General features: G+C 54.3%; 21 protein-coding genes and 1 pseudogene. 10 read left to right on the top strand and 12 right to left on the bottom strand.

The features are described from left to right. The 9 genes and pseudogenes from ACR0NA_RS20160 to ACR0NA_RS20120 all read left to right on the top strand — a co-directional run. Positions 1-686, top strand: a pseudogene (locus ACR0NA_RS20160) (hypothetical protein); the annotation flags it as partial. A 426-nt stretch (positions 687-1112) separates the two neighbouring features. Next, entirely contained in the window at positions 1113-1967 is an 855-nt protein-coding gene (locus tag ACR0NA_RS20155; RefSeq protein ID WP_480732110.1) for a class I SAM-dependent methyltransferase, read from the top strand. A 291-nt stretch (positions 1968-2258) separates the two neighbouring features. Continuing rightward, on the top strand, positions 2259-4337 hold the full coding sequence (locus ACR0NA_RS20150; RefSeq protein ID WP_480732108.1) for a glycosyltransferase family 39 protein: 2079 nt from the start codon (positions 2259-2261) through the stop codon (positions 4335-4337). A gap of 110 nt (positions 4338-4447) precedes the next feature. Continuing rightward, a complete protein-coding gene (locus ACR0NA_RS20145; RefSeq protein ID WP_480732106.1) occupies positions 4448-5485 on the top strand; it encodes a hypothetical protein in 1038 nt (345 codons plus the stop codon). A gap of 2 nt (positions 5486-5487) precedes the next feature. After that, entirely contained in the window at positions 5488-6249 is a 762-nt protein-coding gene (locus tag ACR0NA_RS20140; protein WP_480732104.1) for an NAD-dependent epimerase/dehydratase family protein, read from the top strand. After that, positions 6249-7061: a sugar phosphate isomerase/epimerase family protein gene (locus tag ACR0NA_RS20135; RefSeq protein ID WP_480732102.1), complete on the top strand. Its 813-nt coding sequence runs from the start codon at positions 6249-6251 to the stop codon at positions 7059-7061. The genes ACR0NA_RS20140 and ACR0NA_RS20135 overlap by 1 nt, the downstream gene beginning before the upstream one ends. Next, on the top strand, positions 7058-7858 hold the full coding sequence (locus ACR0NA_RS20130; RefSeq protein ID WP_480732100.1) for a glycosyltransferase family 2 protein: 801 nt from the start codon (positions 7058-7060) through the stop codon (positions 7856-7858). Before ACR0NA_RS20135 ends, ACR0NA_RS20130 begins: the two co-directional genes overlap by 4 nt. 7 nt (positions 7859-7865) lie before the next feature. Then, a complete protein-coding gene (locus ACR0NA_RS20125) occupies positions 7866-8990 on the top strand; it encodes an FAD-dependent oxidoreductase (protein WP_480732098.1) in 1125 nt (374 codons plus the stop codon). Between the two features lie 64 nt (positions 8991-9054). Then, positions 9055-10038, top strand: a complete 984-nt coding sequence (locus ACR0NA_RS20120) for an acyltransferase family protein (protein ID WP_480732096.1) — start codon at positions 9055-9057, stop codon at positions 10036-10038. Positions 10039-10054: 16 nt separating this feature from the next. On the opposite strand, the gene ACR0NA_RS20115 is transcribed toward ACR0NA_RS20120, so the two are convergent. The 4 genes from ACR0NA_RS20115 to ACR0NA_RS20100 are packed head-to-tail and all read right to left on the bottom strand — an operon-like array spanning position 10055 to position 13718. Beyond that, positions 10055-11335, bottom strand: coding sequence for a glycosyltransferase family 87 protein (locus ACR0NA_RS20115; RefSeq protein ID WP_480732094.1), 1281 nt, complete (start codon positions 11333-11335; stop codon positions 10055-10057). A 3-nt stretch (positions 11336-11338) separates the two neighbouring features. Beyond that, positions 11339-12334: an NAD-dependent epimerase/dehydratase family protein gene (locus ACR0NA_RS20110; protein ID WP_480732091.1), complete on the bottom strand. Its 996-nt coding sequence runs from the start codon at positions 12332-12334 to the stop codon at positions 11339-11341. A gap of 25 nt (positions 12335-12359) precedes the next feature. Next, a complete protein-coding gene (locus ACR0NA_RS20105) occupies positions 12360-12728 on the bottom strand; it encodes an EamA family transporter (RefSeq protein WP_170656542.1) in 369 nt (122 codons plus the stop codon). Between the two features lie 27 nt (positions 12729-12755). Continuing rightward, a complete protein-coding gene (locus tag ACR0NA_RS20100; RefSeq protein ID WP_170656544.1) occupies positions 12756-13718 on the bottom strand; it encodes a UbiA prenyltransferase family protein in 963 nt (320 codons plus the stop codon). A 715-nt stretch (positions 13719-14433) separates the two neighbouring features. Here ACR0NA_RS20100 and ACR0NA_RS20095 point away from each other — a divergent pair. Next, entirely contained in the window at positions 14434-15090 is a 657-nt protein-coding gene (locus ACR0NA_RS20095) for a GNAT family N-acetyltransferase (RefSeq protein WP_170656546.1), read from the top strand. Between the two features lie 9 nt (positions 15091-15099). On the opposite strand, the gene ACR0NA_RS20090 is transcribed toward ACR0NA_RS20095, so the two are convergent. From ACR0NA_RS20090 to ACR0NA_RS20055, 8 genes are all read right to left on the bottom strand, one after another. Next, a complete protein-coding gene (locus tag ACR0NA_RS20090; RefSeq protein WP_480732085.1) occupies positions 15100-16722 on the bottom strand; it encodes a GMC oxidoreductase in 1623 nt (540 codons plus the stop codon). A 1-nt stretch (position 16723) separates the two neighbouring features. Next, positions 16724-18124, bottom strand: a complete 1401-nt coding sequence (locus ACR0NA_RS20085) for an SDR family oxidoreductase (RefSeq protein WP_480732083.1) — start codon at positions 18122-18124, stop codon at positions 16724-16726. After that, positions 18121-19452 carry a glycosyltransferase family 87 protein gene (locus ACR0NA_RS20080; RefSeq protein WP_480732081.1) on the bottom strand — a complete coding sequence of 444 codons (1332 nt, stop codon included), beginning with the start codon at positions 19450-19452 and terminating at the stop codon, positions 18121-18123. The genes ACR0NA_RS20085 and ACR0NA_RS20080 overlap by 4 nt, the downstream gene beginning before the upstream one ends. Continuing rightward, positions 19452-19835 (bottom strand): GtrA family protein, encoded by a 384-nt coding sequence (locus ACR0NA_RS20075; RefSeq protein ID WP_480732079.1) that lies wholly within the window; start codon positions 19833-19835, stop codon positions 19452-19454. The genes ACR0NA_RS20080 and ACR0NA_RS20075 overlap by 1 nt, the downstream gene beginning before the upstream one ends. Before the next feature lie 15 nt (positions 19836-19850). After that, the gene (locus tag ACR0NA_RS20070) at positions 19851-20870 is read right to left on the bottom strand and encodes a glycosyltransferase family 2 protein (RefSeq protein WP_480732077.1); all 1020 of its coding nucleotides are present in this window, start codon (positions 20868-20870) and stop codon (positions 19851-19853) included. Between the two features lie 280 nt (positions 20871-21150). Then, a complete protein-coding gene (locus ACR0NA_RS20065) occupies positions 21151-22173 on the bottom strand; it encodes a glycosyltransferase family 2 protein (protein WP_480732074.1) in 1023 nt (340 codons plus the stop codon). Continuing rightward, positions 22173-23660 carry a hypothetical protein gene (locus ACR0NA_RS20060; RefSeq protein ID WP_480732072.1) on the bottom strand — a complete coding sequence of 496 codons (1488 nt, stop codon included), beginning with the start codon at positions 23658-23660 and terminating at the stop codon, positions 22173-22175. Before ACR0NA_RS20060 ends, ACR0NA_RS20065 begins: the two co-directional genes overlap by 1 nt. Before the next feature lie 2 nt (positions 23661-23662). Continuing rightward, positions 23663-24667: a UDP-glucuronic acid decarboxylase family protein gene (locus tag ACR0NA_RS20055; protein WP_170656562.1), complete on the bottom strand. Its 1005-nt coding sequence runs from the start codon at positions 24665-24667 to the stop codon at positions 23663-23665. Positions 24668-25207 lie beyond the last annotated feature (540 nt).

Here is a 25207-nt window from a genome sequence, read left to right as displayed (position 1 = left end):
GCGAAGAGCAGCAGCCCGATACTGGCGAAGAGCAGCAGCCCGATACTGGCGAAGAGCAGCAGCCCGATACTGGCGAAGAGCAGCAGCCCGACACTGGCGAAGAGCAGCAGCCCGACACTGGCGAAGAGCAGCAGCCCGACACTGGCGAAGAGCAGCAGCCCGATACCGGTGAAGAAGAACAGGAGCCAGTTGCGGCCCTTCCCGGTAATCTGATCGACATAAGCGAACAGGATGGTCGCGGACGCATCGGCTTGCTGGAGGAATATCAGAATTCCGGGCAGATTTGCTTCTCGGTCGCGGTTGCTCGGGACGAAGGTGATACCGGTGCTGAACGGCTTGCCTGGAATCCCTCGAACTTCGGTCTCAAGGTGAACAAAAAAGGCGATCTGGTCGCTAAGGTCGACAACAACGATGGCGGGTTCCGCGATGGGTTCAAGATCAAGGATATTGGCCTGAACGACGGCGAAACTCATCAGGTGACCCTGATGGTTGATCAGGAATCTGATCGCCTTCAGGTATCGGTCGACGGCGTTCTGGTGCTTGATGAAACCGAAACGGATTTCGACTTCGTTGGCGGCCGGGAAAAGGGTTGGTTCCTTGGTGACAGCGTCGACGCTTTTGCAATCGAAGATGCAGTGCAGTTCGTTGATGGGTCGCTGGATCAGTACTACGATTTGTTCGCATAACGGCGAAAATAGTCAAAAAAACAGGTGATTGATCACCGCGACATGGGCGGGTTCCGGGCTTCGGAACCCGCCCATGCTTTTTCTGGCCAAGCGCGTTGTCAGCTTGCAAACCTTGGTGCAAGCGTTCTTAATGTGCTGTTCTCATTTACCTGAAAAGCCGATCACACAGGCGCGTCTGCTCTTAATAACAGGGTTCAAACTGAAACTTGATGGCGACCGGAAACTTTTCAAACCTGACATATTGAGGCAATCTCTCCGGTGTACGGGCGACCAATTTCAGGCCCGTGCAACAGCGGCGCGCCACTAACGTGTCGTGGCCTGATGATAGATTGAGAAAGATAGTTTGTATCGTAACATGATCGCGCACCAACACTCACACGAACTGAGGTATGGGAAACAGCCTCGCTTTTCGATTTCAATTACGGGATGTCTGAAATGAATTCTGAGGGAATGCCAATGCACTCAAAAAGCTATCAAGCGTATATGAACAGCCCGTATAGCAGCAGCAAACATTCAACTTACTTTGACGTTTACGATACGCTTTTTGCTCCTTACGCAGGGAAGAATATCACATTCATTGAAATCGGGGTGCTGAGTGGCGGCTCTTTGTTCATGTGGCGTGAGTTCTTCGGGCCTGAGGCGCGAATAATTGGTGTTGAACTGAACCCTGACGCGAAGCGTTGGGAGGAAGAAGGCTTTGAAATTTACATAGGCAGCCAAAGCGATCCCGCCTTTCTGGAAAAGATCGCAAAGGAAGTCGGTGACATCGATATCGTTCTGGATGATGGGGGGCATACCTACGAACAGCAAATCGTCACCACCGAATGTCTGCTGCCGCATATCAAGGACGGTGGGCTGCTTGTGGTCGAAGATACCCACACATCGTATATGGAAGGTTTCGGGCTCAAGCACCGGTCATTCATCAAATATGCCATGAATATGGTTGATCGCATCAACCATCGGTTTTCCCAGATAATATCAGATTCCTCTGAAAAGAGGGTTTGGGGAATTCGGTTTTTCGAATCCTTTGTTGTGTTCGAAGTGAACAGGAAAGCAACCGCCGTTGTATCCGTTCCGACGGGTAACGGCGGGAAGGATCTACAGGCAAAAGATTACAGACATGCGGATAATCAAGCCTACGAAAACTTGTTGAAAGCATCAAAGGGCATGGCCGCGCTCAAGGTGATTCCGGGAATGCGGTCACTGGCCAGACTGGCGAGGGCTGCCATATCGCTCCCGTCCAACATGAAGCGCGCCCGCAAGCTGAAGGGATATTTTTGACCGGAGGCCAAGTGTGCCGTCTGGTCAGCTCATGACACGTTTGTGGACCGAGTCCGGGGCTGGCCGATTCTTCGGTCGTTCCCGTTGTGCACGGCAAGAGGCCGGTGGTCGGGTTGGAGGCGGAAAAGAAAATCGCGCAGCCAGTCTCAAAGGGCTTTTAGAAACTGAACTTAGGATATCGGAGAATTAGTGCTAAGGTTTTGAGTGTGTGTAAAAGTGATACGTCGGTTGTTTAGATTTTTTTCAACTTCCTGTGTTTCAAACAATCCGTCAGGGCGGGCTCGGAAAAATATGGGTGCCGCGCTGATGGCGATTGGCCTGGCATTCTTAGGCATTGTATTCATTACTGAATTGTTCGGTGGGAACCTCAGAGAGTGGTTTCTGGCAAGTGTCGGAGTGTCTTTATTAGTTTTTGGTGTCTTGCTGATTCAGACCACAATGGCATTCGCGCTTTCGGTTTTCCTGCTGTTGTTGGGGAATTCTGCCCAACTCTATGTTTCTGTTCCACTTTGGTACAACGAGCTGATTTTCCCCCCTCAGTCCCCGGTTCAACTCGCGATGTATATTCTGATCGCGATGCAACTGTTTGGTTCCTGGGTGATTGTTTCGCGCCATTATGGTGAGGTGAAAATCGGCAGGTTCCTGTCGAGCCTGGGGACAATTCGGCTAACGGTCTTTGTCTTGTTGAGCGCCGGATTCTCTGTCTCGATACTGAACTTTCTGAGGCTGGGGGAGTTACAGGAATATTTTGTGCAGATTGGACTGTACTCAATGGTACTGGTGGCGAATTTCACGACGGTATGCGCAATCGCCATTTGCCTGCCCGGCAATCGCAACCTGCGCCTTCTGGACTATTTGCTGGATGTCCGTTTGCAAGCGCTGTTCACATTTGTTTTAAGCGCTTTTCTGTGTTGGTTTTCGTTTGAGAGGATCGCGCATGTTTCCGACGAAGTATCGTATATGTTTCAGGCGCAGACCTATGCCGGCGGCGCTCTTTGGGTCGAGGCGCTGCCACCGGAAGTCAGGCCAGCCTTCGATCATTTCCAGATTTCATCACATGACGGCCGATGGTTTTCCGTGTTGGCTCCGGGTTGGCCAGCGGTGCTCTCGGTTGGTGTGTTGGCGGGGATTCCGTGGCTGATAAATCCGTTGATGGGCGCAGTCCTAGTTATGTTGACGTATGCGATAGCCAGTGAGCTGTTCGAAGACCGCTACGCCCGGTTGAGTAGTTTTCTGGTTGCAACTTCGCCGTGGGTTATCGCCATGTCGGCAAGCCTGATGACACATCCGATTGTCTGTGTTCTGGTGTTACTTGCATGGCGTTTGCTGTTAAGTGCGTATCGACGTACTGCTGGAATGTCCTGGCTTTTTGCACTTTGCGCAGGGGCTTCCATGGGGTGGGTCTTTCTGACCCGGCCTCTTGATGGGCTGGCTGTGGGGATTTCCACGGGGATTGTTCTGATTGCCGGGCTTGGACGCGCGCGCTACCTGACCGTGCTTTTACCCTATTGTGCGGGGTGCGCACTCATCGGGGGGTTAGTGTTTCCATACAATTACTTGATGACAGGCGATCCGCTGGCGGCGCCAATGGCAGAGTATTTTGAACAAACCTGGGTCAGGGAAGGGTTTGCGAACCGGCTTGGGTTTGGGCCAGAGATCGGACCACCCTCTGGTTTTGGGGAAATGGAACTGATTACGCCAGGCCATTCAGTTTACGAGGCATCAATCAACACGCTGAACAACTTCAACTCTTTGCATACCGATTTGTTCGGCTGGGGTATTGGATCATTAGCCTTCTTTTGGTTTTTTTGGATATGGAGCCGGCCGGCCCGCGCGGATTATGCGATGGCCGTACTTTTGACAGCAGTTTTCACGGCCTACTTTTTCTATTGGTTTTCTGGTAGTTACTTTATTGGCCCCAGATACTGGTATGTCGGGCTGTTGCCTCTTGTGTATTTCACAGTTCGTGGGCTGCAGGAGATTTCAGAACGGTTGAAGCAATTTGAAATCGACAATGGCGGAACGGGGCTGCTTTGGTGCGTGGTCATATTGTCTCTTGTTAGCGCGACCGTCTTCCTGAGCTATCGCGGGGCAACGCGGTACCATCACCATCGCGGGTACCATGGGCACTTTCGAAATCTGCAGTTGACCTCGGCAAACAACGAACCGGCTCCGCTTGTATTTTATTCCGAAGGTGTAGGTAATCACGGTTCGGCAATATTTTTGAACGACCCGTTTCTTTCTCCCGACCGGCCAGTGTTTGCCAAAGATCTGGGAGAGGACAGCAACCAGGCAGTCATGTCCGCATTTCCCGACCGACCGGTCTTGCATGTAACTCATGAAGATCTCGGATTTCCAAGTCCCTATTAGGAGGCTGAACATGCAGGGTAGTCAGACAGAGAGAAATTCTGTTCAACTGGAGGGGGCGCCGGGAAAAAGAGTGTTTTCCGCCCTGCTGACAGAACCTGTGGAGAATGAAAATGACTTCTGATCTCCGTCCCCGATCAACAGCCAAAGCCTCCGATATTGTTGTTGCGCAAAAAGAGAATCTGGTCTCGTTCATATTGATTTCCGAAGGAAATGCCGCTGAGGATATTTCAGCTCTCAAAATGGTGTCCGATTATATCGTGCGAAAATTTGAATTCGCGGAAGTTCTGCTTTTGGCCGCCGCGCCGGGTGCCGCCTGGTTGAGAAAAATCAAAGAAAATGTGAGCGGCGTGGAGAATTTGCGCTGCATAGTTTTTCAGAACAGGCACCAGTATGATGAATTGATTTACCAGGGTCTCTCTCTGTCCATAGGAGATATTATCTATTGCGACGCAACGCAGTCGGTCTCCATCCGGTCCATAGAAACGCTTCTTGACGAATGCCTGAACGGAAATTTTGAGATCGTGAAATCGGTTTCGCCGGTAACCAAAGGCTATTTCCCAAGCCGTATGATACTGAAATGCATTCAACTCTCTCTGTTTGCGTTTCTGGGCAGGCAGATAGAAACCGATGTGTTGCGGGCACTCTGCCTTAGCCGGTCGGCCGCCGCCCGTATCACTGATGGTGGCGGACTCTTTCGATATTTCCGTCTGGTGACGCTCAGTGATCAGTTCCGTGAGGCGCGTATTTCAACCTCGGAGGATCATGATCTCCGGCGTCTTGATGCGCTAAGGCGAAAGACACAAATAGTTGCCTATCTTGTTTCAACAGCAGCACCCAGATTGCTGGTCGGCGTTGCGCTGTTCACCATGGTTCTCTGCCTGTTCAGCCTGTCCTACACGATCTATGCATTGTTCGTCTGGGTGTTGCTGGATGACGTTTCCGCCGGGTGGACCTCTTTGTCATTGGTCCTGTCCGTATTGTTTGCGGCCAATTTTGGCGTTCTGGCGGCGATGTCGATTGGCATGCTGCGATTGCTTCGATCCTCCCAGTCCCGGGTGGGGGAGACGCCTGCACTGGAAATAAACAATTCGGATTTATTTGCGCAGGCATCCAACCTCAATATCGAAATCGTGGATAACGGAAAATAAAGATGCGGGCACTCATTGGTTACTCTGGATTTGTGGGCTCAAATATTGACGGGAGTGAAATTGACGTCCGGTACAATTCAAAAAATATCCATGAGGCACGAGGAAAGCGTTTTTCCGAGGTTTTTTGTGCCGGAGTTCAGGCCGTTAAATGGTGGTCGAATAAAAATCCGAAGGAAGATTGGGAGGGGATTGAAAACCTTCTGAATGTTCTGGCGGATGTCGAGGCAGAGCGTTTCGTTTTGATTTCTACGGTGGACGTATACAAGAATGCGGAAAACGTGAATGAAAACAGCGCGATATCGACGGATGGGTTACATCCCTACGGGCTTCACAGGTACCGGGTTGAAGAGTTTGTCAAAGACAGATTTGGGGAAAAGGCGGTTATCATACGCTTGCCGGGGCTGTTTGGGAGAGGTCTTAAAAAGAACCTGATATTTGATTTGCTGGAAAACCGGGATGTTTCCGGATTGCATGCGAAGTCCACATTTCAGTTTTACGATCTGAGGCGTCTCCGTAGTGACATGACGACTATTTTGTCGTCCGGGCACCCCTTGATAAACATCGCGACAGAGCCGGTTTCGGTGGCGGAAGTTTTTGAATGCATCACTGGTGAAAAAGCCCGGGAAATGACGTCCGGTGAGCCGGTCCGGTACGACATGCAGACTGCATATGCGGCGCTGTGGGGCCGGTCCGGGGTGTATCTGGAAAATTCAATGGAAACACTCGGCCGGATTCGGGATTTTTCCCGGGATTGGAAAACTTAATGCAGCTTGCGTTCTCAAATATTGCCTGGAATGTGGATGAAGATGCATTAGTTTCGGATGTTCTTACGAAAACGGGGATCGCAGCCATCGAGGTCGCCCCGGCTCGCTTGCACCACGCACCTTTGGCTGCAACTCCCCGGGAAATTCAGAGTTTACGGGAACATTGGGCTGCCGCCGGATTGCCGATACGCAGTATGCAGGCCTTGCTTTACGGTCGCCATGATCTGCATTTGTTCGGCACCGATGATCAAAGGCGGGAGCTGACGGACTATCTTAGGCAAATTATTGGTTTTGCCAGCGGATTGGGAGCCGGTCCGCTGGTTTTCGGATCTCCGAAGAACAGGCTTAAAGGGCAACTCAGCTTCTCCGAAGCATGCGCTTTGGCAGCCCCTGTTTTTCGCGAAGTAGGTGAAATTGCTGCGCATGCCGGCACAGTATTCTGCATTGAAGCCAATGCGTTGGACTATGGTTGCGATTTCATGGTCAATCTTGAGGAAGCTGCCGAGGTCGTGAGGCAGGTCGATCACCCCGCTGTGGGCCTCGTTGTAGACACGGGTAACATGGCAATGGCGGGAGACACCGAGAGCGAGATCGCCAAACACGCGCACCTGATCCGGCATTTGCATCTTAGCCGACCTCATCTTGCCCCTCTCGACGAGAAGGATCCGTTTCCGGGCCGCGTGCTGGCTGCTGTTCAGAGCGCAGGGTATTCCGGGATAGCGACCGTTGAAATGCGCCGACCTGAAAAAGACACTGGCGCTGTCATTTCGCGCTGTGCTGAACTTGCGCAATATTGGTTGGCTCAATCATGACCAAGCTGCATTCAGACTGGGAGATACCTGAACACCAGACAGTGCTGTTTGGTCCCAGAAAAAGCCGGTACGTCGTGATTATCCCGGTCATAAACGAAGGAGAGCGCATCCATGCGCAGCTGGGAAAGATGCAGGCATCGGGCCTGCTGGCTGAATACGACACCGTGTTGGCCGATGGCGGCTCGACGGATGGCTCAACCGACGAAAAGATGCTGGCCGAATTGGGGATGCGTGCGCTGCTGATCAAGACTGCAGCGGGGAAACTGTCGGCACAGCTACGCATGGCATACGCATGGGCCTTGCTGGAAGGGTATGAGGGCATCATTACCATTGACGGAAACGACAAAGACTCGGTCGAGAGTATTCCGGAATTTTCTGCGGCCCTCGATGGCGGGGTTGATTATGCGCAGGCGTCCAGGTTTCTCAGGCAGGGCAAGGGAATAAACACCCCCATATTGCGGTTGATGGCAATCAGGCTAATTCATGCGCCGGTTTTGTCTTTGGCGGCCCGTCACTGGCTGACGGACACAACTCAGGGGTTCCGGGCCTACAGCCGGAGATACTTGACGGACCCGCGCGTAGCCCCGTTTCGCGATGTGTTTCAAGACTATGAGCTGTTGGCATATCTTTCTGTGCGCGCCTCTCAGCTTGATATGAAGGTCAAAGAGATTCCGACCACCCGAAGCTATCCAAAAGGTCAGAAAGTTCCCACGAAGATCTCAAGCGTCAAAGGGTACCGGGATCTGTTGGTTGTTCTTTGGCGCACTTTGACGCGCCAGTACCACCCCAGGAATTGAGGTGCGCATGAGCCTGCGTTTCATAGTAATAGGTGGAGGGTTCTATGGCGCTTGCATTGCGCTTTATCTTCGAAGTCTGTCGAAGAATGTAACGTTGTTTGAACGTGAAACGGAGCTTTTCACGCAGGCTTCATTTGTGAATCAGGCTCGTGTCCACGTCGGGTTCCACTATCCCAGAAGCTTTGCCACCGCCAAGCGATCTACCATACTTTATCGCCGCTTCATGAACGATTTCAGTGATGCGATCGTCGAAGATTTTCAGATGCTATATGCAATTTCCCGACGAAACTCCAATACCAGCGCCGCAAGATTCTTTCAGATGTTCAGTCATATGGGCACACCAATCCGCCCGGCCTCTCCGGCACAAAAGGCGCTTTTTGCAAACGACATGATTGAGGATGTGTTCCAGTGTGATGAATTTGCATTCGACGCTTTCAAGTTAAGGGACATCGTTGAGGAGCGCATGCTTAAAGCGCAAATCGACATTCGCAGAGGAGCAGAAGTTGTTTCTGCCCAGCCAGCAGAAGGTGGCGGACTGCAGATCACATTGGCAGATGGCCAGACTCATTTCGCAGATGCCGCTTTCAATGCCACTTATGCACGCCTCAATCATCTGGGGCGACCCGCCCCGCATGACGCGATGAAGGCCAAAAATGAGCTGACCGAGGTGGTCTTGATTGAAACACCCGAAGAACTGTCTCAACTCGGTGTAACTGTAATGGATGGCCCGTTCTTTTCAGTCATGCCGTTTCCTGCCGAGGGCTGCTATTCCCTTACCCACGTTCGATACACGCCTCATTTTTCGTGGCGGTACGATGATGGGGTGATTTCCAGCACGCCAGAGAAGATTCAGCCGCGCTCCAGGTGGCGCCACATGGTCAAGGATTCCGAGCGATACCTTCCTTTGATGAAGGATGCCCAACTGAAAAAGTCTTTGTTCACCACCAAATCCGTGCTGGAAATGAATGAGTTTGATGATGGCCGGCCGATTTTTTTGCACGCGCACCACTCAGTGCCGGGATTATATTCAGTGCTTGGGGGCAAGATAGACAATATATATGACTTGTTTGCAGCACTGCCGAATGTCTCGCGGATGTTCCAGGATGCAAACACCGACTGGGTTTTTGGGTAGGCGAAAATCTGATCGGATGGTAGTGTTTGCGGGGTAGTAATTGGCAGGGTTTCTTGAAAGTTAAATGATCAACAATATTCAAGTATTACGGGCCTTTGCTGCTATTAACGTGGTTTTTCTCCATGTCATAAAAACCTCTTCGGCATACGGGCAGGGCACGGACCTTCTGCACTTTCTGTCCGGGTGGGGTGCAAATGGTGTCGATATATTTTTTGTGATATCGGGTTTCGTCATGCTGCACACGCAAATGCAAAGGCGGCGAAGTGTAGGTGAGTTTCTTGAATCTCGTGTCTTGCGTATTGTCCCGATATACTGGCTGATTACACTATTTGTTATTGCAATATATTTTTCTGCTCCGGGGGTTTTCAGGTCGATGGAAATGTCCCCATTGACGATCCTGTCATCATTCACATTTACCTCACTGCTTTTGACCGGCGGCCCTCCGATTGTGTATGTGGGATGGACGCTGGAATGGGAGATGCTGTTTTATCTGATTTTTGGCTTGTCATTGCTGATTAAGTCATGGGGCCACATTTTCTTGCTGGTAACCTGCGTTTTGATGGCCGTTTCCACTATTTCCGGTGACTTTATTTCCATGGAATTTATTTTTGGCATGGCGATTGCGTATATTTACAACAATGGATTTAAGGTGGGGGAAAAATCAGGGTTTGCAATATTCCTGATCGGATTTGCGCTTTTGTCTCTTTCTTTGATGGGTGATACAGATTTCAACCAATCTAATCGCGTGATTATTTGGGGTATCCCGTCTTTTCTTATTGTTTTCGGATTGCTGTTCACAAAGCAAATCAAAAACAGATTTCTGACTTATCTGGGAGATGCGTCTTACAGTGTGTATCTTGTCCAGATACTGACCATTCCCGCATTCTACAAAGTGTCGTCTGTTGTCTTGCTGCCCATCAATTCCGATATCCTCTCATTGATGTGTCTGGTTTGCAGCGTTTTAGCGGGATGCCTGATGTTCTCTTTTGTCGAAAAGCCGATGACACTTGTGATGAAGCGCTTTTTCCTTCGTGCCAGAGCTCATTGATGCCGGGACTGAACGCCTAGAGTCGCCAGGAGTGGTCGCGATAGGTAGCCGTCCAAGCGCGAGCGAACAGGATCATCACTATCATCAAAAGCAGCATCGACAGGCTGCGTGCGCCCGCAATGTACAACGGAAACCAGTCGGCGTTGGCAAAAGGCAGTTTCAGCACCTGGTTGAGGATCAAAAGATTTTGGATTGGCGCAACAAGAACTGCCGCGACGACCAAAAGCCACGCAATCAGCGGGAATTCCCGCCGAAACGCAATGAGGTGCGCCAGAGGAATGAAGAACATCATCAGGTAATGCCCCCAGACAACCGGTGAATAGACGAGCGAAGCCAGCATGCAGATTATGAAGACATGATTTCGTGACGCTCTGGTGTTGCCCTCGGTGCGCCGCAGCCGGATTGCACCCCATGCCAGAATTGCGATCACTGCCAATCGCAGGATGGTGCCTAAAAGCCGGAGGAAAGGTGGCAAGGGTTCGCCAGAGGCGTAGTGGTGTGCTGGAAGCAGGAGGGGTTCCAGCCAGGCGAACATGTTGCTGTTGTAGGATGGATGCGGCACCTGGGCGCTTTCCGCCCGCATCAGGTCCAGAAACGCCTGATGCGGTGACCAGCCGAGGATAAGCATAGAGGCTGTAAAGGTGGCGGCGGCCAAAACCAGCGCAGTGATCCGGAACCGGGCCGGAGCGAACAGAAACAACAATGCTGCGCCAGGGCCAAAGGCGGGCTTGATGCAGACGATCAACGCCATCAACGCTGCTGCCGTGACGTACTGTTCGCGCTCATAGACGATGAGGCCCAAAATAAAGAGCAGGAACAGGAACGGGGTTGTCTGGCCTCCGATCTGGAAGACGGTCCAGAATGGCTGAAAGAACATTGCAGCAATCCAGAAAAGCGCAAAATACAGTGCGCGGTCCCGGTCATTTTGCCCGGCGAAGTTCAGGTAGTGCCGGTAAAGAATTCCCAACCCGGCAAAAATCGATCCCGCCGAAAATATCTTAAAGACGATCACGGCATTGACGGGGCCCATCAGTGCCAGAGGCCAGTAGAAATAGCTGGTGAGCGGCAGGCTGAAAAACGTCATGTTGCCGAAGGGTGGTTCACCCGCGATAGTTGCGAACGGATCATAAAGACCGCCGAACTCTCCGGCTCGCGCCTTGCGGCCGGCGTCGTAGAAATTGGCAAAATCGAGTCCCAGCCCGCGATGCACGAGAATACCGTGAATGGTCGCGGCAAGGATTGCCAGGATCGCTGCCCAGCCAGCTATGCGTATTGTCCGTGTTGACAGCGTATCCAAGGCTCAACTCGCTCTGTCGTGTTTGGAGTAGGCCTGATAGGCGGCCAGCAGTAGTTCATTGTCGGTACTGGTGGGGCGCCAGCCCAGGTCGCGTTTAACCGCCGTGGTATCAAGCGCGACTTCCAGATCGGCAATCTCGTACTGTTCGGGGTCCATCGGCGCGATCTTGAGCAGATTGAGTGTCCGCAGGACACCTTTGACAAGCCAACCCGGCGTGCGGATCAGCCGCGAGGAAGATCCGGTTTCCTTGAGGAAGCGGTCCAGCAGGTCATAGGAACTGGGTGAATTGTCGGTGCCCAGGTTATAGACCCCGTTTGGACAGTCCTTCTCGGCGGCCAACAGCGTGGCTGTGGCGCTGTCGTGTACGGCGACAAACTGAAAGCGATTGCGCCCCGATCCAATGAGCGGGATTGGTCGCCCCGCATCCACGGCCTTGAAGAGAAGCTCGAAGATGCCCAACCGGCCAGAACCCAGGATCAGTCGAGGACGAAAAATCGTGGCCGTGACATCGCCGGCGGCCACCGCAGTCGCGATGATCTCTTCGGCGGCTACTTTTGAGCGCCCATAAGGTCCGAAGGGAAGTTTCGGATGGGCCTCGGTCCTGGGTTGCTCCAGCACCGGGCCGTAAACCATATCGGTACTCCAGAAGACCAGATTGCGGTTGGCGTTGCGTTTCATCCAGGCGAGAATTTCGGCGGTGCCGTCCACCGCACATTTGCGAAAGAATGCGTCACGCCCAAAGCGCGGCTTGTTGGGCGTGATTAGCTGCGTGGCCATATGATGAACCACATCATCGGGCCTGAGCGCGATCGGATCGAGTGATCCCGGTTCCGAAACATCTGCGGAATGCACGCTGATGCGCGGATGGTTGACCGGGGGAGTAGCGGCAAAGGAAGCGGGCAGATCGACGACGACCGCCTCATCCCGTCCGCCTTCAATGATTTGGGTGACGGTTTCACGCCCGACAAATCCGTTTCCGCCGATGATAATATGCCTCATGTCTGAAAATCCGGGTCCTGCGAAATTAGCTGCGTGCGACTATGATTGTGCCGAGGATGATCGTCGCAATTCCCACCAGCCGGGTTGCGTTCACATCCTCGCCCAAAAAGAAATAACCCCAGACTGCGACAATCACGTAGGCGAGGCTGATGAAGGGAAAGGCAAAGCTGACATCGAAGCGCGACAATGCCAGCAGATGGGTCCCCATCGAGATGGTCATGGTGACAAGGCCGAAGATGATCAGTGGATTGGTGATCGCGTCCAGCGCCATCGCGCTGATCCTTGAAGTCGAGAATTCGGCCTGACCGACCTTGTTCATACCCGCCTTCATCAAAAGCTGCGAGGTGGCATTCAAACACACCGTAACAATGATGAAGATAAAAAACTTGGACATATTGTAAACTCCGGCCTCTGATAATCGCTACTGGATGCGTACATCCCGAATGACACTGTGATCCATCAAATACTGGATAGGTGGCACTTCGACGAAAAAGAGTACACCCACCAGCAGGCAGAGAAAGATCACGTAGGCCATGAACCGGGGTTGCTGATACAGCTTTTCCGGGCTCATCGTGGGGCTGTCCATGGCGTTGGCGATGCGCTGGTACCACACGAAGAGAAGCGCGAAGAACGGGAAGGTAATCAGGAACTCGATCTTGTATTTGATCAGGAAAATGCCGAGGAAAAAGCTGGAGGTCAGTGCATAGAAGAAGGCCGACAGGAACAGACTTTCTTCGGTGTAGTGGGCAAATGATCGGCGATAGCGCCCCGCGCGTTCGGGATCGCCGATCATCCGATATTCCGCATAGCGTTTAATCGCCATCAGATAGGCACCGCCCATCCAGTAGGCGATGAGCATACTGGATGGCGGCAGAACGATCGTGGTGATTGCCGACCAGCCAAGCACCAACCGGATCGGGTTGTTGAAGGACTCAGTCAGGACATCCACATAGGCCTTGTCCTTCGATCGCACCGGTTCGACATTATAGATCAGCCCCATCACCAGCAGGAGCAGCGCGGCGTAGAAGAAGACCGGGTTGAGCAGGCTTGCCAATCCCAGCCCGGCTGCCGTCAGCAATACATACTGCACTGCCACGAGTTGAGGTCGCAGCCGCCCCTGAGCCGATGGCCGGGCGGATTTGGTCGGATGAAACCGGTCGAAGCGCCCGTCGAGATATTCGTTGATCGTGTAGTTGGCCGATGCGATGAGGCAGGTTGCGATCAACCCGATCAGGAGATTTATCAAATCGGCAAGACTGGCCTGCTTGTCGATGGCAAAGGCCAGCGCCGCGCCTGGCAGCATGAATACATTCTTGCCCCAGTGGTCTGGGCGGGCGATTGAAATATAATCCCGCAATGTCCCTTTTTGTACAATCGAACTCATTAATTATTACCCTTCACAACTTGTAGGGCAGAGATCGGACCGGGCTTTAGGCGAACTGGCGCATGTGGCTCGCCGCTCCCGCGGGGTATTGGGCCTGCATTCGGCTTTGGCTATTTTCCTGACAGCGCGTGTCGTGACGATTGAGTGGCGGACGCCTGTGCATCGCCCATCTCAAAACTATCATTGGAGCGCGCTTGAATGAAAAAGCGGACCGTCGCAAAACGTTTTCCGGACTCTGGCTATGTTCAATGGCTACTTGTTCGGCTTCTATGTATTAGCTGTCTTTACGGCTTAACTCCTTTGAATGACCGAATGAAATTACGGGAAGGCCCTGCTTTCTGATTATACATGATACTGGGCCCTGCCTACAAAAGGATTCACAATTGGTTTCAGGCCTGAAGCGGATTGATATCGCAGCAGGGAACCTCTGTCCGGGGTTGGCGGGGGTATAGTATGAATTGCATTTTGCCACTTAGTGAGGTGGGATTGGCAAAACGCCTCAGGTGGTCAGTTTGTGGTGTTCAATCGCAGGGATAGTCTGGCCGTCCGTGAATATAACCTTGATCCAGGTATGAAAATCGATTGCTGTCTTTAGTAGTGAGGGGGTTGCCCGGTTGTTCGGGCGATTGAAGTTGTTGAGGAGAACAAATTTGAGAAACCGGCGAAACTCTGACGGTCGGCTGAAAAGCAAAGGAAGACAGGGCGGTCGCGGCTGATGGCATCCTATCACCGCCTCAATCTCATTTTACGATCTTTTCGCCGCGACGGCATTGTTGGCGGGTTCAGAACAATATGGTCCCTTCTCAGGGATCGTCTTGTGGGTCAGTATCGGCTGCTTTTTGCGATGAGCGATGACAAGGCGCGGGGAATCGACATCTCGTCGGCGCCGCCGCTGGCGATCCGGTGCTTTGAAAGCTGGCCGGAACTGGATGAGGACAGCAAAGCGTTTCTGGCGGCCAATCAGGACAAGATTCACTGGGACGTTCGAAAACACATGGATGAGGGCATGGCGGTCTGGATCGGATTTGCCAATGAAAAACCTGTCACCATCGCCCAGACAAGGCCCGGGCAGAATGTAAATGTCTATTTCTTTCCGATGACAGAGCGTTGCGCTCTGGTCTCGCATTGCTTTACCACGCCCGACGCGCGGGGCCGGGGGTATTATGTGGCGATCCTCAAACATGTATGCCGGGCGCTTGCAGATGAGGGTTTTACGCGGATCTATATCGATTGCAGCGACAGCAACCTGTCGTCCGAACGTGGCATCCTTTCAACGGGTTTTTTGCCAATCGGAAAAGGGCTGCATCGACGGAATGGTACGACCCGCTGGCGTCAGGAGACACCGCCCTCGATCCGCCGACTGGAAGGGTAAGTGGCAGCGCTAGAAAGCCTCTGTCGCGACCCTTGTCGCATTTGCCATCAGCGTGAATGTCAGGTTCTTGGACGGAAGCGCCGGAAAGACCGAACCGTCAACAACAAACAGGTTTTCAAAGTCATTTGACCGGCAATTTTGCGTAACGGTAAATTCACCGCCTGCGGGGGAAATTGGCAGTGTTCCCGAATAGTGCACGCTGGCTCCGGGGCGGCGGATCTGGGTCATTCCGGGGACTAGGGGCGCCCCGAGATCACGCATGAACCGCTTCAACCGCGACAGGGCGTCGTTGATTTCCCGATCCTGACCGTCCGGGGATGCATATTTCAGTGACAACGCAGGCCATCCACCGGCATCTTGTCCCGGGTCCAGGGTCACATGGTTTCCATCCCGGCGTGTGTCATCGAAGTTGAGGTTCACGACCCCCAGAGCCGATCTGAGCGTCGTGAAAATCTTGCGCCCGGCGTTCATGCCCAGGGGGATCTGCGCAATCACAGGGTGGGCGCTGCCGGTTGTCATTGTCGTCACCTGCCCGTGCACGAATTTTGCCGCACTATCGGTTTCCATGCCGATTGCCAGCTGATGATACTGATATGATGACGGATCATAGGGGCGACCGAACATGGACAGGTTCAGGAACGGGGCCAGTACCTGCTGATTGTCCATCAGGCCGGGCAGTTTCACGATTTCACCACTGGCCTTGAAGATCGTCCTGAGGAACAGGTTGGAACTGTTGATCGTGCCTGCCGCAAGCACGAAAGACTCTCCTCTGATCTCTTCAGTGGCACTTTCGGCGGTATAGGTAACCAGACTTTCCAGGTTCTTCGAACCCGCTGTTACGAAATGGCTGGCGAACCGCCCCGGAGCATAGGTGAAACGGGGATGCGTCTTCAGGGCGGCCAGTGTCAGAGAAGGCGTATAGAAGGCGCCATTGGGACAGCCCCACAGGCATCGGCCGCACTCGGTACATCCGCCGCGATCCTCAAGGCAGGCTGACAGGGCGGCCTGGCGCGACCGGCCCAGGCGAATGCCCGGATGCTTGCCTGCAAGTCTGGTGCGCCGGTCCCGGTATTTCCGGATCAGGGCAGCGCTGCTTCGATCCAGCGAGACAGGTTCGAGTAGCCCGTCGTGAACGGGGTACCATTGCGCCAGATCATCGGCAGCTCCACCAATGCCGACCCGTTCTGCAACCTTCGCATAGTACGGCGCCATATGATCATAGCCAAAGCCGAAACCGTTCAGATCGTCATCGTTGAAAGCATAGGCGCCACCGGTCCAGCATTCGGCCAACCCCCCTGCCGCAAAAGAAACCAGTGACGAAATGCCATGCGTTCGCATCCTGAAAAGATCCGGGTGCTCAAAGACGTAGTCCTTGGAAGCGGGCAGACCGTAATATTCGTCGTCCTCATCGGCGGTATGCGCGGGCAGGCTGACAGCTCTGTAATGTTCACCCAGGAAATAGCGTACCGGATCGGGATGCGTGGTTTTGAGATCTGAAAACCCGGCATGTGGAAGTGGAATTTCCCTCCCGGTTTTTCCGACATCAACAAGCGTTACGCGATGCCCGCGCTCAATCGCGGTCAGGGCGAAATGCACTCCGCTGGGGCCTGATCCGACAACGACGACGTGCATCTTATTGTGAACTGCCTGGCAAAGTCGGGCGCGTCCGGCCCAGCCAAAAGCGCAATGGAAGAAGAAAGACCGTTCCGGCCAATAGCGCCGTCACGGATACGGTTCCGACCCATGCAAGACGCAGAAACGCCCGAACGGCCCCGATATCAGGCGATCCGTCAAACGACTGGTACGTACCGGGTTCATTTTCGAGAATTGCGGCGCAGAGAACCTGCCGCCGCCGCAATGTGCCGTGCCGATGAAGCAGACCGCAAAACCCGTCCGCAAGCCAAAGGCCAATCCCGCCCCGCCGTGCAAGCGACAATGTCAGCTGGTCAAACCGGCCGCCTTCGCACCCCATGCCGAGTTCATTCAGGGCGTTTGCATAATGCCTGACCGCGGCATCGCCCGGCTCTTTTCCCGTCATATGCCTGCACAGCATCTTGGCCTCGGTCTGGGCGTCGGCCGGCGATGTCTCAGGCTCATGAGGGACAGTATTCCCGTCGTCCCCCATGTCATCGTTTTGAGAAGCCGAACCGATCTGGCCACGCAACCTTGTCATCTGCGGCTGCAACGCCGTCACCAGCCAGTTTTCCGCTATTGTGGAGTCGTTGCCAAAAACCGCGAATTGCCCCGCAGTGGCGGGCATGACTGCGCGCGCAAGTGGCTCCAGCATCGCCAGCGGCCATTGCACCAGCCGAAGCGGCAACTTCATCACGCGCGGTTCGCGACCAAAATGCAGCTGGGCAATTGTGCGCAGAAGTTCCTTCATCGACACCACGTCAGGGCCACCGAAATCCAGAATTTCCTTGTCGAAGGCGTTGCGTTTCAGAACCTCGACGATCCCGCGCGTCACGTCTTGGACGGCAACCGGCTGAACACTGACGGGGCCGCCTTTTTGCGGCAGAGGGACAACAGGCAATCCAGCCAGCGTATCCAATGCATCCGAGATGGGCGATCCCCGCCCCAGGATCAGCGTAGGCCGCAGGATCGTATAGTGCAGGCCCGAGGCAACAAGATCCTGCTCGGCCCGCGCCTTGGCTTCGGCATAGGGGTAAAAGGACTTGTCGGCGTATCCCGCCGCGATAGAACTGACAAACAGGAATTGCCTGACGCCCTGTTCCGCGCAAGAGGTGATCAGTTGTTTCGTCGCTTGCCGGTTTATCCGCTCATGTTCCTGTTTTGACGCCTTACCGGTCAGCGCCCCAAGATGCAGAACTGTTTCAACCCCGTCGAGCGCCCCGTGATAGCTGGATGGGTCCGTCAGATCCCCAACGCATATTTCCACTTCGCCCGGCAAATCTTTTGCCCGGTCGGCATCGCGTACAAGGACGCGTAAATGCCATCCTTGCGCGATCAGCGCAGGCAGGACGCGCTGACCCAGAAAACCTGTTGCTCCGGTGAAAAAGATCGTGCGTGTCATGGCGAAACCATCCGGCCAGTGTCTTGCCGGTTCAGCTGCAGGACAACGTTGACCACCGCCAGCAGAAACAACAAAGCGCCGATTGTCGCCAGGCGCGAGCCCGGAAAGATTTCAACCTCCGGTGCGTGAAAAGCCCAGATCCCGGCCAGATTTTCCGAACGCCAGATCAGCAGCGATCCGCATACCGCCAGTACCGAACTTGCCCACCCTCCCCGAAAGAGCAGAGCAAGCGGAACGGCAATCAGTACGAAGTCATAAATGTGCAGCGGTGCCACTGCGACAATGACCGCGCTTGTCAGTCCGAAAATCTGCCAGGCTCGAACATCATCGTTTGTTGCCCGTACGATGCGGGCAGGCCCGATACAAAGCAGCAGCACAATGGCAAGAGTGATCACGCTTGCCATGGGATTTCCGACATCGATACCCGCAAGCTCCCACACGACCAGCCGGATACCCGTCATCGATTGCGGCAGGTTGGCGGCCGTAAACCCGTCATAAGCCCCAAGGTTGCTGAGGAAACCAAAGATAGAACCGGGTGCTACAACCAGTGATGGAACCATGAGAAGAACCGAGAGCACGAAAGCGATCGCAACCACCTTGCGCGAACGCGGGTCGAGCAGCAGAAGCAGTATTGCAAACGGCGCCCCGATCTGAGGCTTGAGCATTACCAGCATCAACCCCACAGCTTCCGGAAAGAGGCTTCTGTTGACCCGGCCCCAGAGCATGAGGGCAATCCCAAACCCGATGATCAGGGTCGTCTGACCCACGGAAAACAGGATTGCGGTCGCTTCCAGAATTGCCATGAGAAAGAACAGAACGCTGAAGACAGGAAGGAAAAACAGCCCTCCCAGGCGCTCTTCCATGGCTTGGCTGCGTGCAGGAAATGCGGCCGAAAAGGAGCGGACCGCCAGGCCGCAGATGGCGACGACAAGGATGATCCCGCAGATATTCCAGGCGACATTTGCTGCATGCAGGCCAAGCGCTCCAAAAGGCGTGGCAAAAGCCCACCATGTCGGAGGGTAGACCCACATGATCGGTATATGCCCTGTATTGATCTTGGCAGCACCGGTCGCTTCGTAAGCGGAGTCATACGGGTTTATGCCATCGAGCCACATATCGCCTGCCAGCCAGATGTACCGGAAATCGAATCCGGGCGTATCCGCAATCTGCACGACCTTGAACAGCAGATACGCAGTCGCCAGACCGCAAAGGAGAAATGAAAGGCACAGGATGACGGACCGCGGAAAAAGACCGCGCGCAGGTGGCCTGGATGATTTGGTGGCGGGCGTAATTTCCATCGGTTCGGTCATGCCCTCAAATTCATCCATCAGAAATCACCATCACTAAACGCCCAGGCCTTGCTCATGACATATGTAAAAGTCGGTACGATCGCGACCATCACAGCCAGAGAAGCCCAGTATGGCTGACCCAGCACATCCGAAACGGTGAAAACGATAACCTGGTTCAGGACCAGATTAATGGCTGAAATGACAAAGAATTTCGGCATGGACCGCTGAATGCGCCCGGGCGATCGGAAAGAGTAATTCCGGTGACCAAAGTAGGAAACGAAGAATGCGACCGAATAGGCCACGAGGTTGGCGGTAAAAGGCTCAAGGCCGCCGAGGTGATGTGCAAGCAGGCCGACTGCAATATGAACGCCTGTGACGACCCCGCCTGTCACAACAAATGTAACGACGCTTCTGACTGACATACCGATCTGCCTGACTTATTGTGCTGCGTGCCTGGGGGATCCAATCCCCTCTGGCGGGTTCAGGTCTTTGGGGCTGGTATCCCGGGCGGTTTCCGAGTGATCTCCTCGTCTGACGATCTCTTCCACGATGAACAGAGGGCGCTTTTTTGATTGAATATACAGCCGGCCAAGATATTCGCCGATTACGCCCAGAACCAGAAGTTGCCCGCTGCCGAGGATCAGGACGACCGACATCAGCGTTGTCCAGCCCTGAATGGCGATACCTGTCAGATAGCTGTACGCAGTATAAGCGAGGAACACGATCCCCAGCAGCGCACAGACGAACCCAAGATAGATCGAAAGGCGCAATGGCAGGATGGAAAACCCGGCAATCGCGTCCATGGCAAAGCTAAACATCTTTCGGACCGGGTATTTCGTGTCACCCGCAAAGCGGGCGGCGCGGGCATATTCCAGCGGCACTTGTCTGAAACCGACCCAGCTTACCATCCCCCGAATGAATCTGTGCTGTTCGGGCATTTCGTTCAGCGCAGTCAGCGCCCGGCGACTGAGAAGACGGAAATCCCCGGTGTCGGGGGGGATATCAATGTCTATCAACAAGTTGAGAAAACGATAAAAAAGATGGGCAGTAAAGCGTTTCACCTGGGTTTCGCCCTGCCGCTCTGTCCGCTTGCCATAAACGACATCAGCCCCATCATCCATCAATTGCATCATATCGGGAAGCAGTTCGGGCGGATCCTGAAGATCTGCGTCCAGGATCAGAATGCGCTGGCCCCGGCATATCTGCAAACCCGCGGTCAAAGCCAGTTGATGTCCAAAGTTCCGGGATAGGAAAACTCCTACAATAGCGGGGTTTTCATCACTGAATTTGCGGATCAGAGAGCGCGTCCTGTCGCGTGATCCGTCATCAACAAGAATGATTTCGAAATTTTCCCCAGCGGCTTCGGTGCTCACGGCGATAACGCGGCGCACCAACTCGGGCAGCGACTCCTCTTCGTCGAAGCAGGGAACGACAACGGATAAAAATGGTGTACTCATAGCACAATGAAACCCAAAAATTAGAGCCCTATCCTAAAGCATAACCGCAAAAATCAAAAAATTGTCAGCCCTGTGTTGCAAGAAATGAGAGTACCTCAAGGATTTCATATACGTTGCGAGACTTCCGGTAAGATTGTTGCCGTTAGTTTGATAAACCTTTCCATCAATCGGCGGCGTTCGGTGTAATTATCGATATCCGCAAAGCGTAGTCAGCCAGGGCCATACAACATTGAAGATCGGAAGGTGTCTTCCTGCCCTGAACATATCCGGGTCCGAAACGTCAATTCCGTGTAACCTGCAGCTTCTGCTTCTGCCCCAGAACATGATATTCGAACAGGCACCAGACATAGATGCTGGCCGAGTAGACGTAATAGAACTGGTGATATAGCAGGCACTTGAACGCAAACCACGGTCCGCCATGCCCCGCCATTGTGCGTACCAGATCGAGATTGGCGACAAAGGCCAGAGCCAGCAACACAAACGGCAGGGGCCACAGCCCGGGCCAGACCGGCAACACCAGAACTGACAGCAGTAAAAGCCCCGCTATTGCGGCCCGCAACCGCTCGGCCATTGACGTGTTGAGGTCGTCCGTCAGCCCCTCGCGCGAGATCATCAGCCGGGCCCAGGGCAGCGCGCGGCAGAAGATATCCGTACTCAGGCTGTTGCGCATGGTCCACACCTTCAGGTGCTTGCCCTGCAGGCGCGGCTCGACAAGGATGCGGCGCCCGGTTTCGGCGATGCGATATCCCAGTTCGATATCCTCGATCGACGGGATTTCATAGGTCTTCACGTCAAACCCACCCACTTCGCGAAAGACATCCCGGCGAATTGCGCCGCAACCGGCCCAGAAGGTACGCGCCTCGCGATGGGCGCGCTGATGGTGATAGCGGTGCAGAAGGTTCTTGTAGCGCGAAAACCAGGCCTGCCCGTCCGGCGCATCATCATACGAGCCGAACACCGCCCCGACATTATCCTCGGACATGGCGCGGCGGATGTGTTCCGGCCCATCCGGCCAGGCAATGACGTCGGAATCGACGAACCACAGAATATCCCCCGTGGCGTGCTCGGCGGCCAGATTGCGGGCCGCTCCGGGGCCGCCATTCACCGGTGTGGTCAGAACCGTCGCCCCCATCTCTCGGGCAAGTGCCGCAGTGCCGTCGGGGGACTGATCGTCCACCACCAGAACTTCCTGCACCTGACCCGCGCTCAGCATTTCAATCAGGGGCGACAGGACGCGCGGCAGCAGGTGCTCGGCCTTGTAGGCGGGCATCACCACGCTGATCGAAAGGGAAGGGTCCGACATCATGAGATCTCTCTGATTTTGGATTGTGGTACCGATGACCACCTAGCGAGGAAAAGAAAGGCGGCGGTGAACGGCAACAACCACATCACCCGTGCTCCGTAGCGGTCTGCGGGTTGCGCCAAGCCTCCGCAAACCAAAGCGTTGACCGCGATTCCAAGCAAGACAAACAGTGCGAACAGTTTTACCTCTCGTGCCACGCTGCCGGGCCAGAGCAATATGATCAGAATGAATGCGAACGAGAGTGCATAAATGACTTCGTGGAAGGTATCGACGTATGTGATCCAGCCATGATCCTGTGCAAGTGGTCCACCCTGGATCAGGTCAAATCGAGATTCGTCCAACCTGGCTAGCCGACGCGCATTTTCCAGCATGTCCTCTGTCGGAATGGTCATCCCGATACTATAGTTCAAAAGCTGCTGGAACGCATTTTCCGCGAGGGCGAAAGAGGTTGTGACAGGCCGCGACAGAAAGACGGCCATAGCAAAATCCCGTTGAGAAAGTGCGACGTGCTTCTGATCGTCGAATGACATGAGCCGGAAAGATCCAAGGTTTGGAGACAACTCGAAAATAATATGTGATGCCGTCAGCCGATACGGGTCATCTGACCATGAAAGTGCCTCATGCAATGCGCATGTAGGCACGCTTTCGTCTGGGCAAACCTCGTTCAGATAATCCATCCCCGGCCCGTCAACAATCAGCCGGGCGGTGATATGGGGGGCATAGACGACTTCTTTTTGGGTCGTGGTTTCCACGGCAATATGAAATGCCTTACGTTCGGCGACTGAAAGCGCGCAGACCGCCACAAGAAAAGCCAGTGCACGCCAGCGGCCCGGTGCCTTCTGTGTCAATGCAGCCAGGAAGACAAGGGGGATCATCAACCCTTGGACCGCCATGTGGGAAGGGTGCAAAACCGTGGAGAACAACGCTATGCAGGATATCAGCAGAAGCTCCCATAATGCCATCTTCTGGCCGAATGCCGTAAGCGCGGCTATGGCAATCAGCAGAATGGGCGCAAATATGTCGGGCATCATGTATGCGATATAAAACGGCAGCGAGGCACCAGCGGCCACGAGCAGGGGAACCGTTGTCAACACAGCCGTGTGCCGGTTGTTTTCCAGGTATCGGCCAGCGGTTCTGGCCAGTAGCCAGGCGGCCAGAACCGTTGCCGCCAAATGCACTGATGGAATGGCATAAAGAGCGTTGACCCGAAAAAACGCGGCCATGATCAGCCCATAGATCACCGAGCGGGAGCCGCTTGCCGTGCCGTCATCGTCGGTATTGTAACTCGCGACTGCGCCGCCGGCTTCCTGAATATCGGGGAAGATGGTGTTCAGCGCTACGTTCCCCTGACGGATATAGCTGCCGGTATCATAGTAGTAGAGAGGGCCACCATTAATCAGCAGTACTGACAGGCCGGCGAGTATGACTGCGATCAACAGCAGGAACACTCCGATCCTCATGGACGGTTTATCAGAGAAAACCGCCATGCTCACGCCCGTTCTGCAGCGTTCCCCGCCGCCATGGCTATGCGCTGGAAATAACTGATGGTCGCTTCCAGCCCCTCTTCCAGTGGCACCTGAGGCGCCCAGCCCAGCTGGTCGCGGGCGCGGGTGATGTCGGGTTGGCGCTGGATCGGGTCATCCTGCGGCAATGGGTGGAACACCAGTTCCGATTTCGAACCGGTCATGCGGATCACGGCTTCGGCCAGCTCGCGGATGCTCAGCTCCACCGGATTGCCCAGATTGATCGGCCCGGTCACGTCTTCAGGGGATTCCATCAGACGGATCAGCCCGCCAATCAGGTCGGACACAAAACAGAAGGATCGGGTCTGGCTGCCATCGCCATAGATCGTGATCGGCTCTCCGGCCAGGGCCTGCATGATGAAGTTGGACACCACGCGCCCATCGTCGGGATGCATGTTGGGGCCATAGGTGTTGAAGATACGCGCCACCTTGATGGGCAAATTATGTTGCCGGTAATAGTCGAAAAACAGCGTCTCGGCACAGCGCTTGCCCTCGTCATAGCACGAACGCGGCCCGATCGGGTTGACGTGGCCGACATAATCCTCGGTCTGCGGATGGATTTGCGGATCGCCATAAACTTCGGAGGTCGAGGCCTGCAGAATCCGGGCGCCAACCCGCTTGGCCAGCCCCAGCATGTTGATCGCACCGTGCACGGCCGTCTTGGTCGTCTGCACCGGATCGTGCTGATAATGGAAAGGTGAGGCGGGACAGGCCAGATTGTAAATTTCGTCCACCTCGACATAAAGCGGGAAGGTCACATCGTGCCGCATGACCTCAAAGCGGGGATTGCTCAGCAAGTGGCGCAGATTCCCGCGTCGCCCGGTAAAGAAATTGTCGACACACAGAACCTCGTGCCCCCGCTCAAGCAGGGTTGCACAAAGGTGCGAGCCCAGAAACCCGGCCCCTCCTGTCACCAGGATTCGCTTGGCGTTAAGGTCTATGTCGTTGGGATCAAAATCAGACGCGTTCATTAGCGTTCTCTTGCAGTTATATGCCGACCGGCAGGCATCCGTATCGGCTTTCAAAAAAGATCAGGCACTCCAAACGGACAAAATGCATATTCCGTCTGCAAAATGAGCGCCTGTACTCAGTATGTACAGCTTGATTGAAATTACACGAAGTTTTCGGAGCAACGAAGAATAAATGTCAGAGATGTCCGGATTTCGTGCTGTTTCATTTCCTTTGGAAAAACCAGTGGTCTCGGATGTCGTGCAAAGCTCCACAATCATCCGGAATGGTCCTGAATTGTTTACCGGAGTCATCGCTGGTGTAAAACATCGGCTACCATGGCGAGCCCGCCACAGTTGGGTCTTCACGGGGATCGCGAACGTAATAGTGCTATTCTGATCCACGCCAGAATCCGGTTCTGCGGTTCGCCAAGCCTGCCCGATTGCCGGCCGGGCTTCAGAGATTCGGATACATCATCAAGTGCGGCAGAGCCTGTTTACAAAACCGAAACAAAGTCGGATTTGAGGCATAATTGCGTCATTCAGCGCCCTATGTTGCCCTAA

Source organism: Ruegeria sp. C11 (genome assembly GCF_056537725.1).
This window is presented reverse-complemented; position numbering and strand designations above follow the sequence as displayed.

What these genes read in the sequence shown, in the direction of transcription:
- ACR0NA_RS20130 (WP_480732100.1), top strand. Translation starts at nt 7,058, where the DNA reads ATGACCAAGCTGCATTCAGACTGGGAGATACCTGAACACCAGACAGTG.
- ACR0NA_RS20055 (WP_170656562.1), bottom strand. Translation starts at nt 24,667, where the DNA reads ATGAACGCGTCTGATTTTGATCCCAACGACATAGACCTTAACGCCAAG.
- ACR0NA_RS20100 (WP_170656544.1), bottom strand. Translation starts at nt 13,718, where the DNA reads ATGAGTTCGATTGTACAAAAAGGGACATTGCGGGATTATATTTCAATC.
- ACR0NA_RS20095 (WP_170656546.1), top strand. Translation starts at nt 14,434, where the DNA reads ATGGCATCCTATCACCGCCTCAATCTCATTTTACGATCTTTTCGCCGC.
- ACR0NA_RS20065 (WP_480732074.1), bottom strand. Translation starts at nt 22,173, where the DNA reads ATGTCGGACCCTTCCCTTTCGATCAGCGTGGTGATGCCCGCCTACAAG.
- ACR0NA_RS20080 (WP_480732081.1), bottom strand. Translation starts at nt 19,452, where the DNA reads ATGGATGAATTTGAGGGCATGACCGAACCGATGGAAATTACGCCCGCC.
- ACR0NA_RS20110 (WP_480732091.1), bottom strand. Translation starts at nt 12,334, where the DNA reads ATGAGGCATATTATCATCGGCGGAAACGGATTTGTCGGGCGTGAAACC.
- ACR0NA_RS20140 (WP_480732104.1), top strand. Translation starts at nt 5,488, where the DNA reads ATGCGGGCACTCATTGGTTACTCTGGATTTGTGGGCTCAAATATTGAC.
- ACR0NA_RS20150 (WP_480732108.1), top strand. Translation starts at nt 2,259, where the DNA reads ATGGGTGCCGCGCTGATGGCGATTGGCCTGGCATTCTTAGGCATTGTA.
- ACR0NA_RS20120 (WP_480732096.1), top strand. Translation starts at nt 9,055, where the DNA reads ATGATCAACAATATTCAAGTATTACGGGCCTTTGCTGCTATTAACGTG.
- ACR0NA_RS20075 (WP_480732079.1), bottom strand. Translation starts at nt 19,835, where the DNA reads ATGTCAGTCAGAAGCGTCGTTACATTTGTTGTGACAGGCGGGGTCGTC.
- ACR0NA_RS20070 (WP_480732077.1), bottom strand. Translation starts at nt 20,870, where the DNA reads ATGAGTACACCATTTTTATCCGTTGTCGTTCCCTGCTTCGACGAAGAG.
- ACR0NA_RS20105 (WP_170656542.1), bottom strand. Translation starts at nt 12,728, where the DNA reads ATGTCCAAGTTTTTTATCTTCATCATTGTTACGGTGTGTTTGAATGCC.
- ACR0NA_RS20125 (WP_480732098.1), top strand. Translation starts at nt 7,866, where the DNA reads ATGAGCCTGCGTTTCATAGTAATAGGTGGAGGGTTCTATGGCGCTTGC.
- ACR0NA_RS20090 (WP_480732085.1), bottom strand. Translation starts at nt 16,722, where the DNA reads ATGCACGTCGTCGTTGTCGGATCAGGCCCCAGCGGAGTGCATTTCGCC.
- ACR0NA_RS20145 (WP_480732106.1), top strand. Translation starts at nt 4,448, where the DNA reads ATGACTTCTGATCTCCGTCCCCGATCAACAGCCAAAGCCTCCGATATT.
- ACR0NA_RS20135 (WP_480732102.1), top strand. Translation starts at nt 6,249, where the DNA reads ATGCAGCTTGCGTTCTCAAATATTGCCTGGAATGTGGATGAAGATGCA.
- ACR0NA_RS20085 (WP_480732083.1), bottom strand. Translation starts at nt 18,124, where the DNA reads ATGACACGCACGATCTTTTTCACCGGAGCAACAGGTTTTCTGGGTCAG.
- ACR0NA_RS20155 (WP_480732110.1), top strand. Translation starts at nt 1,113, where the DNA reads ATGTCTGAAATGAATTCTGAGGGAATGCCAATGCACTCAAAAAGCTAT.
- ACR0NA_RS20060 (WP_480732072.1), bottom strand. Translation starts at nt 23,660, where the DNA reads ATGGCGGTTTTCTCTGATAAACCGTCCATGAGGATCGGAGTGTTCCTG.